9 protein-coding genes are annotated in these 8,269 nt (G+C 73.9%); 4 read left to right on the forward strand and 5 right to left on the reverse strand.

Annotated elements, in window-relative coordinates:
• The first annotated feature begins 80 nt into the window (after window positions 1–80).
• Both ACFWJ4_RS40030 and ACFWJ4_RS40035 read left to right on the forward strand, forming a co-directional pair.
• Window positions 81–425: a hypothetical protein gene (locus ACFWJ4_RS40030; RefSeq protein WP_380553991.1), complete on the forward strand. Its 345-nt coding sequence runs from the start codon at window positions 81–83 to the stop codon at window positions 423–425.
• A gap of 164 nt (window positions 426–589) precedes the next feature.
• Entirely contained in the window at window positions 590–1,003 is a 414-nt protein-coding gene (locus ACFWJ4_RS40035; RefSeq protein ID WP_380553993.1) for a peptidase inhibitor family I36 protein, read from the forward strand.
• A gap of 60 nt (window positions 1,004–1,063) precedes the next feature.
• On the opposite strand, the gene ACFWJ4_RS40040 is transcribed toward ACFWJ4_RS40035, so the two are convergent.
• Window positions 1,064–1,951 (reverse strand): alpha/beta fold hydrolase, encoded by an 888-nt coding sequence (locus ACFWJ4_RS40040; RefSeq protein ID WP_380553996.1) that lies wholly within the window; start codon window positions 1,949–1,951, stop codon window positions 1,064–1,066.
• A gap of 56 nt (window positions 1,952–2,007) precedes the next feature.
• Here ACFWJ4_RS40040 and ACFWJ4_RS40045 point away from each other — a divergent pair, with 56 nt between their 5' ends.
• A complete protein-coding gene (locus ACFWJ4_RS40045; protein ID WP_380553999.1) occupies window positions 2,008–2,607 on the forward strand; it encodes a TetR/AcrR family transcriptional regulator in 600 nt (199 codons plus the stop codon).
• Window positions 2,608–2,610: 3 nt separating this feature from the next.
• Here the strand turns inward: ACFWJ4_RS40045 and ACFWJ4_RS40050 are convergent, their stop codons facing one another.
• The 4 genes from ACFWJ4_RS40050 to ACFWJ4_RS40065 all read right to left on the reverse strand — a co-directional run bounded on the left by ACFWJ4_RS40050 (window position 2,611) and on the right by ACFWJ4_RS40065 (window position 7,138).
• Window positions 2,611–3,555, reverse strand: coding sequence for a phosphorothioated DNA-binding restriction endonuclease (locus tag ACFWJ4_RS40050; protein ID WP_380554002.1), 945 nt, complete (start codon window positions 3,553–3,555; stop codon window positions 2,611–2,613).
• A 38-nt stretch (window positions 3,556–3,593) separates the two neighbouring features.
• Window positions 3,594–4,694, reverse strand: coding sequence for a tetratricopeptide repeat protein (locus ACFWJ4_RS40055; RefSeq protein WP_380554005.1), 1,101 nt, complete (start codon window positions 4,692–4,694; stop codon window positions 3,594–3,596).
• A gap of 55 nt (window positions 4,695–4,749) precedes the next feature.
• The gene (locus ACFWJ4_RS40060) at window positions 4,750–5,430 is read right to left on the reverse strand and encodes a lysophospholipid acyltransferase family protein (RefSeq protein ID WP_380554008.1); all 681 of its coding nucleotides are present in this window, start codon (window positions 5,428–5,430) and stop codon (window positions 4,750–4,752) included.
• Between the two features lie 106 nt (window positions 5,431–5,536).
• Window positions 5,537–7,138: a purple acid phosphatase family protein gene (locus ACFWJ4_RS40065; RefSeq protein ID WP_380554011.1), complete on the reverse strand. Its 1,602-nt coding sequence runs from the start codon at window positions 7,136–7,138 to the stop codon at window positions 5,537–5,539.
• 348 nt (window positions 7,139–7,486) lie between these two features.
• On the opposite strand from ACFWJ4_RS40065, the gene ACFWJ4_RS40070 reads away from it, so the two are divergent.
• Window positions 7,487–8,092, forward strand: a complete 606-nt coding sequence (locus tag ACFWJ4_RS40070; protein WP_380554014.1) for a transglycosylase family protein — start codon at window positions 7,487–7,489, stop codon at window positions 8,090–8,092.
• Window positions 8,093–8,269 lie beyond the last annotated feature (177 nt).

Genomic DNA, 8,269 nt, shown 5'->3' on the forward strand with positions numbered 1-8,269 from the left:
TTTTTTGTGCTTATTGGAGGGGGGGCGGCGGGGGTTTACAGCAGCGCGACGTCCAACTCCCCTGCATATAGGAGACTTCCATGACCGCTGCGCCCTCGCCAAACTCCCACTCGACCACGCCTCACCCGCCGGCCGGCCTGACCTTCGACCAGGAGCTGCGCGGGCTCGTGATCGACACCGCACCCCGACTGTTCGCCGTCGTCCAGGTGTGCGGCGAGGACGCTGACGGGTGGGTCGCGGCCTGGGGGCTCGCCGACTCGGACGGCCGGACCCACGTGATCGGCGTCGACGGGCGGACGCGCATGACCCTCGCGTCACCCGAGCGGGCCGTACGTCACTTCTCCAGGCGGCCGGATGTCACCGCCCGGCTGATCTGGCTCGCGCAGCCGGAGGCCGCCACGGCAAGCCGGAGCGCAGCCGCCTGACTCCGAGCCGGCGCCCTCCAGATCTGTTCACAAGCGGAACGGCGCGCAACCGTAGCGCGAACGGGGCACCCGTGCCAGCCTGTTCGAGGCCTCGGGGGCAGTGGTCCGCACGGGACTCGGCCCGCCCGGCCTTCCTGCACTGTCGACTGGGACGGGAGTACGGAATGCGCATCAAGATCGGACGGCGTACGGCCAGCATCGCGGCGGTGGCGGCGTTGACGGCCGGCACGGTGGCCATGGCCACCGGGAGCGCCTACGCCGCAGGTCCGGGCGGGGCGGAGGCGTGCCCCAACGGCAGCGTCTGCCTGTACTACAACTCACCTGGTGTCGGCTGGGGATCGTTCGACAACTTCTCGCCGAACCAGAACCTCGACCTGCACAACTACACGTTCGCCCGCTACGCGAACGGCTCCGGCTACGGGGTGACGATGTACAACAACGCCGCCTCGATCGTGAACAACACCGGCCACACGGTGTGGGTCAGCAAGATCAGCGACGGCCTCTGGGTGCCCTTCGACAACGGGTACGCGGGATCGCTCAACGCCGCGGCGAACAACGACGCCCGCCTGTTCTCCTGACGCACCGCAAGACGCTCCGCAGGGCCTCCGCCGCGCGGGGGCCCTGCGGGCCTTCCAGGACTACCGCCCGACGGCGCCGATGAAGCCCAGCAGCCGTTCGTTGACCGCCTCCGGCTGTTCCAGGTTGAGCCCGTGTCCGGCGCGTTCCAGGATCTCCGCCCGCACGCCCGGCACCAGCCTCGTGACCCGCTCCACCACCTGGCGCGGCCGCAGCAGCGCACTGCGCCTGCCCACCAGGACGAGCACCGGCAGCTCGATCGACGCCAACTCCTCGTCCGTGAACGGCCGGGCCGGCGGGCGGCTGCCCGGCTTGTAGCTCCGCATGGCGAGCATCAGCGGGGCGATCATCTCGCGCGGCGCGCTCAGTGCCGGGTTGGCGAGCAGTCGGCCGACCGCCGGGCGCAGCGGGCGCGGGGCGAGCATGCCGAACAGGCCGCCGATCATGTGGGCGTAGAACCGGGCGGGGACCTTCTCGATCCCGCCCGGGTCGAGCGGCGCGATCGAGGCGAGCCGCTCGGGCGCGTGGATCGCCTGGTTGAGCGCCAGCCAGCCGCCGTACGACACCCCGACCAGGTGGACCCGTTCCAGCCCGAGGCCGGCCAGGACCTCCCCCAGCCAGGCCGCGTTCTCCTCCGATCCGGCCGCGACGGCGCGCTGCACGCTGCGGCCGGGGTCGTCCAGGGTGTCGATCGCGTAGACGGGGTGGTGCTCGCCCAGCGCCGCGATCTGCGGGTGCCAGTTGGACGGGTGTCCGGCGTGGCCGTGCAGCAGCACGATCGGTTCGCCGGTCGTGGCACCGTAGCGGTGGACGTGGACGCTTCCGTACGCGGTCTCGATGTCGAGTTCCTGGCGCGGGCCGGGCCACAGCTCCATCGCCCGGTCGTACGCCGCAAGGAACTTCGCCCGGGCGGCCTCGCTGACGAAGTGTCCGACGCTGGTCCTGGTCATGATCCCTCCCTGTTTGATGGTATGGTTGTACCACAAAAATATCCGGAAGGAACCCGATGCCGAAGCTGGTGGATCACGAGGAACGGCGGGCCCACATCATCGACGCCCTGCTCCGCTCGGCGGCGAGCAGCGGCCTGCACTCCGTCACCATGCGCTCCGTGGCGATCGAGGCGGGCGTCTCGGTGCGCCTCGTGCAGTACTACTTCGACACCAAGGAACAGCTGCTGCTCGCTGCCATGACCCGGCTGACGGCCCGCATGGGCGAACGGGTCCAACGGCGCGTCCGCGCGAGCGGCGCCGCCGACCCGCGCGGCATCATCGAAGCCGTCCTGCTCGAAGCCGTCCCCACCGACGATGAGAGCCGGGCCTTCCATCTCATCCACACCGAGTACGCGGTGCTCTCCATCACCGATCCGGCGCTCGGCGGGCCCCAGTTCCTCGCCGCGCCCGACGAGATGGAGGCCTTCCTCACCGCCCAGCTGACCGCCGCCCAGCAGGCCGGGGACGCCGACCCCGGCCTGGACGCGCGCCACGAGGCCGTCGTCCTGCTCGCCGTCTCCGCCGGCCTGGGCCTCAGCGTCCTGCTCGGCCAGCGGACGGCGGACGAGGCGACCACCGTCCTGCGCTACCACCTCGGGCGGCTCTTCCCCGGCTAGGACCTATACCAACACCGCCTCCTGGTCGGCGGGTTGGCGCGGAACGCCGTGGAACACCTGGTCCGTGTGCCACTCCCGATGCCGGTCCGCGACCGGCGGACGGCCCGGCTGCGGGCCGATGACCGGCCGTCCGGCCAGTGCGAACACATGCCGGCGGCTGGCCTCGCCGCGGCCGACGAAGCGGTCGGAGACCAGGATGCGATGGCCCTCCCCCAGGCCCAGCACGCCCTTGTCGAAGAGCTTGTGGTGCAGCGAGCACAGGCACAGGCCGTTGTCGACCTCGTCCGGCCCGTCGTGCGACCACCAGCGCACGTGCGCGGCCTCCAACCCGACCGGGCTCCCCCCGAGGGCGCCGTCGTAGCCGCAGAACGCGCACTGGAACTCGTAGGCGGTGAGTATCAGTTCACGCATCCGCCGGTCCCGCTGCCGCCGGGCCGCGGCCTCGGGCCCGCCCGCGGCCCCGGTCTCGGCCCGCTCCAGGTCGAGGCCGACCGCCTCGCAGAGGTCGGCGTGCAGGGACGACGGGAAGTGGGCGTCCAGCAGCACCCTGGCCATCCGCCCCAGCAGGGCCGGCTCCTCGTCGAGCGCCGCCCGCAGCGCGGGCGCGAGCCTGCCGGCGGCCCCGCTCGACCGGAGGATCCCGACCCCGCTGCCGGGGCTCCCCGGCCCCCGATCGGTGCGGACCTCCCACACCCCGTCGCTGACCAGGTGGTGGAACGGGTAGGCGGGGGTGGTCGGACGCGACGGCCCGTACTCGGCGAGCAGCCGCTTCAGCTCCTCCTCGACCGCGCTGTACCGCAGTTCGCCCTCCGCGTCCCGCTGGTACCCGCCGAGCGCGTAGAGCAGCAGCAGCGGCTTGTGCGGCGCACGAACGCCGCCCTTCGTCCAGCGCCTCAGCCGCGTCACCCGATCGAGCCAGTCCGTGCCGGCCGGCGCAGTTCGCGGCACGGCGGAGGAATCAGCCGGGCCGATGGCCCGATCCGCCGTCATCCGGCGCTCAACTGGTCGTACTGGTCCAGGAGTTCTGCCGTCGTGGCCTGGTCCGGCGCGAGCTCCAGGGCCTCGGCGAGGTGCCGGCGTGCCCGTCCGTCGCCGAGGATCCCGTAGACCACCATCAGGGCGCCGTGCCCGTAGCAGTCGAGCGCCTCGGTGGCGGCGAGGCCCTCGGCCAGCCACAGCGCCTCGGCCACATTGCCGATGCCGACCTCCACCTGCACCAGGCAGCGCTGGACGTCCGGGTTGTTCGGGGCCGTCCGGTACTGCGCCCGGAGGTCCCGCAGGGCGTGGTGGGCGTCGGCGGTTTCGGAGGAGGCGATCGCGAGCAGCCGGTCCGGGTTCGGAGCGACGGCCGGCGGGGCCGCGCGCCAGTGGTCGAGGTGCCCGGATCCGGGAGCGACCCGTTCCAGCGCCAGCAGCGCCGCGCGCCACTGCGGCTCGGCTCCCGCGTGGTGACTCGCCGCCGCGAGGATTTCCAGCACCTGCTCGTCGCCGTCGTCGAGTTGGTGGGCCCGCTCCAGGACGCCCACGACGTCCGGCCAGTCGACGCCGCTGCGCGGGACCGCGGCCAGCTGGTACAACACCTTCCCGAGGGCGAGGTGCTCGGTCGCACCGCCCGCGCCGTCGGCGGTCAGCAGGGAGAAGACCTCGGCCTGCTGCCGCAGGAGGTCCACGGTGTCCCCGTGCCACCGCAGCCAGGCCCGGACCTCGGCGAGCTGCCGGACGGCCGCCGGCCACTCGGGCCGGTCCGCGAGGATCCGCTCCAGCTCCCGCCCGGCCCGGTCCGCACTGCCGATCCGGGCGTAGGCGCCGGCCAGGTCGTAGCGCACGGCCGGGTCCTCCGGCTCCAGGAACGCCAGGAACTCCAGCAGCGGGACGGCCTCCGCCGGCCGCCCCGCGACCAGGTGGGCCGACGCCAGCGCGTGCAGGTCCCCCACCTGCGCGCCCTCGGCGTGGGCCAGCTCCTTCAGGGCGGCCAGCCACCCCGGGTCCGACGTGGAGACGAACCGCTCGTAGCACTCGACGACCTGAGGGTTCGAGTGGGCGCCCCGGTACTGCGGCTCCCAGTCGATGGTCGGTTCCCCGCTCACAATCGCCTCCCCGGTCACCCGTTCGCTGCGTGGAATACCCAGGCCCCGTACGGTCTCACGCCGCACCGACACCCCGTCGCCCCCGGCGGCCGCAGTGCTGCTCCGCGGTGCGCCAGGCGGCGGTGACGGCGCGGTGGGCGGCGGCGGTGGCCTCGGGGATGTCGCCGGGCAGGTGGAGCGGGGCGCCGAGGTGGACGTGCAGGGTGGGGCGGCGCAGGGGGGCGGTGGCGAATCCGGCGAGCTGCTTGGCGGTGCTGCCCGAGCTCAGGCGGCGGGCGCCACACTGGCCGAGCGGCACCACCGGGGCGCCGGTCGCCGCCGCGAGCCGGGCGAGGCCGGTGCGGAAGGCGCGCGGTTCCGCGTCGCGGGAGTCCCGGCGCCGGGGCAGACCGCCCTCGCCGTAGATGAGGACGACCCGGCCGGCCGCCAGCGCCGCCGCGGCCGTGTCCAGGGCGCCGGCCGCCCGGGTCGTCCCGCGGTGGACGGGGATGTGCCCGCCGGCCCGCAGCGCCCCGCCGAGCACCGGTACCCGCCACAGCCCGGCGGCGGCCATCACCACCGGTTCGGTGCCCAGCCGGCGCAGTGCGGCCAGCACCACACCCGGGTCGGCCAGGGAGCTGTGGTTGGCCGCGACGATGCTGCCCGGGCCGACCGGGCCGACCGGGCCGGCCGTCTCGGAGGTGACGGACAGCCGGCCGAGGGCAGGTACCAGGACGGCGGCGATCGTGCTGAGCATGGCTGTTCCCCCGTGTCCCGCGGCGATGTGGCACCTCCATGCTCGCGGTGCGCCGCCGCCGGCCGCCTGAGTAGCCGTACTCAGGCCGGGCCGGGTGCCGGTCGGGTCAGCCGCGCTGCACGGTGACCCGGTCCACGGCCGTGCCGTCCTCGGTCAGGGAGCGCACCTCCATCCGGGCGGGCCGGCCCGCGGCGGCGGGGGTCACCTCGACCGCGACCAGGCAGTAGCCGGTGTAGCGGACCCTGGACCAGGTGACCTTGACGGTCTGGTTGTGGCCGCTCCGGTCGGCAACCACCATCGGCACGGGCTTGTCATTGGCGGTCTCGTGCCCGAGGTAGGTGTCGGAGGCCGGGAAGGAGTAGAGCCCGCCGCCACCGCCGCCCGCGACGACGTAGGTGGTGCCGTCCTTCGCGGGGTCGACGGTGTCGCCGGAGGCGGCCTTGCGGGTGGCCTTGCCGGCCCGGATGGGGTCGGTCCGCTCGTAGACGTGGTTGTGGCCGCTGAGCACCAGGTCCACCTGGTACTTGTCGAACAGCGGGGCCCAGTCCTGCTGCGCGCCGAGTTCGGCCCCGTTGTCGTGGCAGGTGGAGTACGTGCACTGGTGCAGGTAGACGACGATGAAGTCGATGCCGGTGTCGGCGCGGAGCGCCGTGAGCCGGCTCTCCAACCACTTCTTCTGCTTGCCCTTGGTGTAGTCGAGGTTGGCCGGGGTGTTGTAGCAGACGTCGTTGCCGTCGAGGCTGATCAGCCCGACGTTCTGGTACCGCCAGGAGTAGATGCCGGTGGACCGGCTCCAGGCGTTGTCGGGCGTCGTGAATCGGGCGCGCATGCCCCCGTAGCCGTCCGTCCCGTACCACGGCTCCATCTCGTGGTTGCCGATCGCCGGCATCCACGGGGTCCGTGCGGCGACGGGCTCGTTCTGCACGAAGAAGGAGTCCCACAGGCGGGCGTCGTACGCGTCGCTGGTCTTGCCGCTGCCGCCGGCGTTGGCGTAGGACAGGTCGCCCATGTGGAGGTGGAAGGCGGGGTCGAGGCCGGCGATCAGGTTGCCGGTGGCGGCCGCGTTGTACCCGATGCCCTGGTCGCCGAAGGCCGTGAAGGTGAACCCGCCACCGCGGCCGGGGGCGGGCGCGGTGCGGAAGCTCGCCACGTCGCCGAGCCGGGCGCCCTGGCCCGCCGGGTCGTAGCCCTGGTGGCCCACGACGTAGTAGTACGTGGTGTCCGGGATCAGCTGGTCCAGTTGCGCGTGCAGGTAGTACTGGGTGACGGTGGTGGGTTTGATCAGCGGCTGGTCCTCGACCGGGTGCTGCCAGGAGAGCTTGCTGACCAGGGTGCGGACCTCGGCGGCGATCGGGGCGCCGAAGTCGCCGGGCTGGACGCCGATCCGGACGAAGGGCGCGGTCACCGCGTCCGGCACCTGCCAGGAGACGACGACCTGCTGGGAGGGGTCGGCCCCGTAGGCGAGGTGACGGCCGAAGGGCCGCAGCGCGGATCCGGCGGTCCGCTCGCTCCGGGGTGCGGGGCCGGTGGTGGTGGCGCGGCCGGTGGTGGCGTCGAGGGCGGTCGGGACGTCGAGGGTGGTCGGGCGCGGGGCGGCCAGGGCCGTGCCGGGCAGCAGCAGGCCGCCGGTCGCGAGGGCGGCGCCGCCCGCCGCGCCGGCCCGGAGGAGGTCGCGCCGGGAGTGCCGTGGGGTCTCGGTCTCGGACATGACATCAAGTTAGGAAACTTACCTAACCTTTGACAAGAGGTCCGACAGCACCGGATGTGTTTTCGATTCCCTTGCACTGCAGGTGAGTTGGAGAGTGCGCGAGGGCCCGCCGCAGACAGTGCGCGGCGGGCCCTCCGCGGGCCCTCCGCGGGCAGCGGCGGCAGGCCCGCCACCGGCGGGCGACGAGGACGACGGCCGATCGGCCGCGGGCCACCGAGGTGGTACCGGGCCGCCGTGCGGGTGACCTTCCGGACGTGTCGGCGCCGGAACACCCCGCCCGGCGTGCATGGGTGGAAGGGCGCCGTCCGCGGACGGCGCAGGTTCTGTCCCCCAGTCCGAGAGCCGCCCATGCCTCCCACCGTCTGTCTGCGCCGCATCGTCCCGACCGCGCTCTGCGCCCTCACCGTGGCCCTCGCCGCCGCCCCGGCGGCCCACGCCGCGCCACCGGGCCGCGACAGCGGGTCCGACCCCGGAAGGGCGGACGGCGGCAGTTACGACTGGGACCGCGTCGCGGCCTGCGAGAGCGGCGGCAACTGGCGCATCAACACCGGCAACGGCTACTACGGCGGCCTCCAGTTCGACCGGCCCACGTGGCGGGAGAACGGCGGCCTCGCCTACGCACCGCGTGCCGACCTCGCCACCCGCGAGCAGCAGATCGCCGTCGCCGAGCACCTGGCCGACCACCGCGGTCTCTCCCCCTGGCCCGTCTGCGGCGCCCGCGCCACCCGCGGCCACGGCCGCGAGGGCGTCCTGCCGCCGCCGGCCGCCGCCCCGGCCAGGGCCGTGTCCAAGGACGGCACCTGGACCGTCCGCGAGGGCGACACCCTCGGCGGCATCGCCGAAGTCCTGCGCGTCCCCGGCGGCTGGCCCGCGCTGTACGAGCTCAACGCCGCCGCCGTCGGCGAGGACCCGGACCTCATCGAGCCCGGTCTGGTCCTCGACCTCCCCTCCTGACCCCCGTCCCGTCCCCGACCCCTCCCCCCCCCCCCCGACCCGCCGCCCGCGACCGCCCCGGCGCGGGCGGCGGTCCGTCGTTCACCCCGTTCCCGTCCGACACCGTTCCCGTCCGACAACGGCGACGGCCCGCCCGCTCACACGGAGCGGGCGGGCCGGCGGCGCGGCGGTCAGGGG

Origin of the sequence: Kitasatospora sp. NPDC127067, from assembly GCF_042724755.1 — a bacterium.
GTDB lineage: Bacteria > Actinomycetota > Actinomycetes > Streptomycetales > Streptomycetaceae > Kitasatospora > Kitasatospora lactacystinica.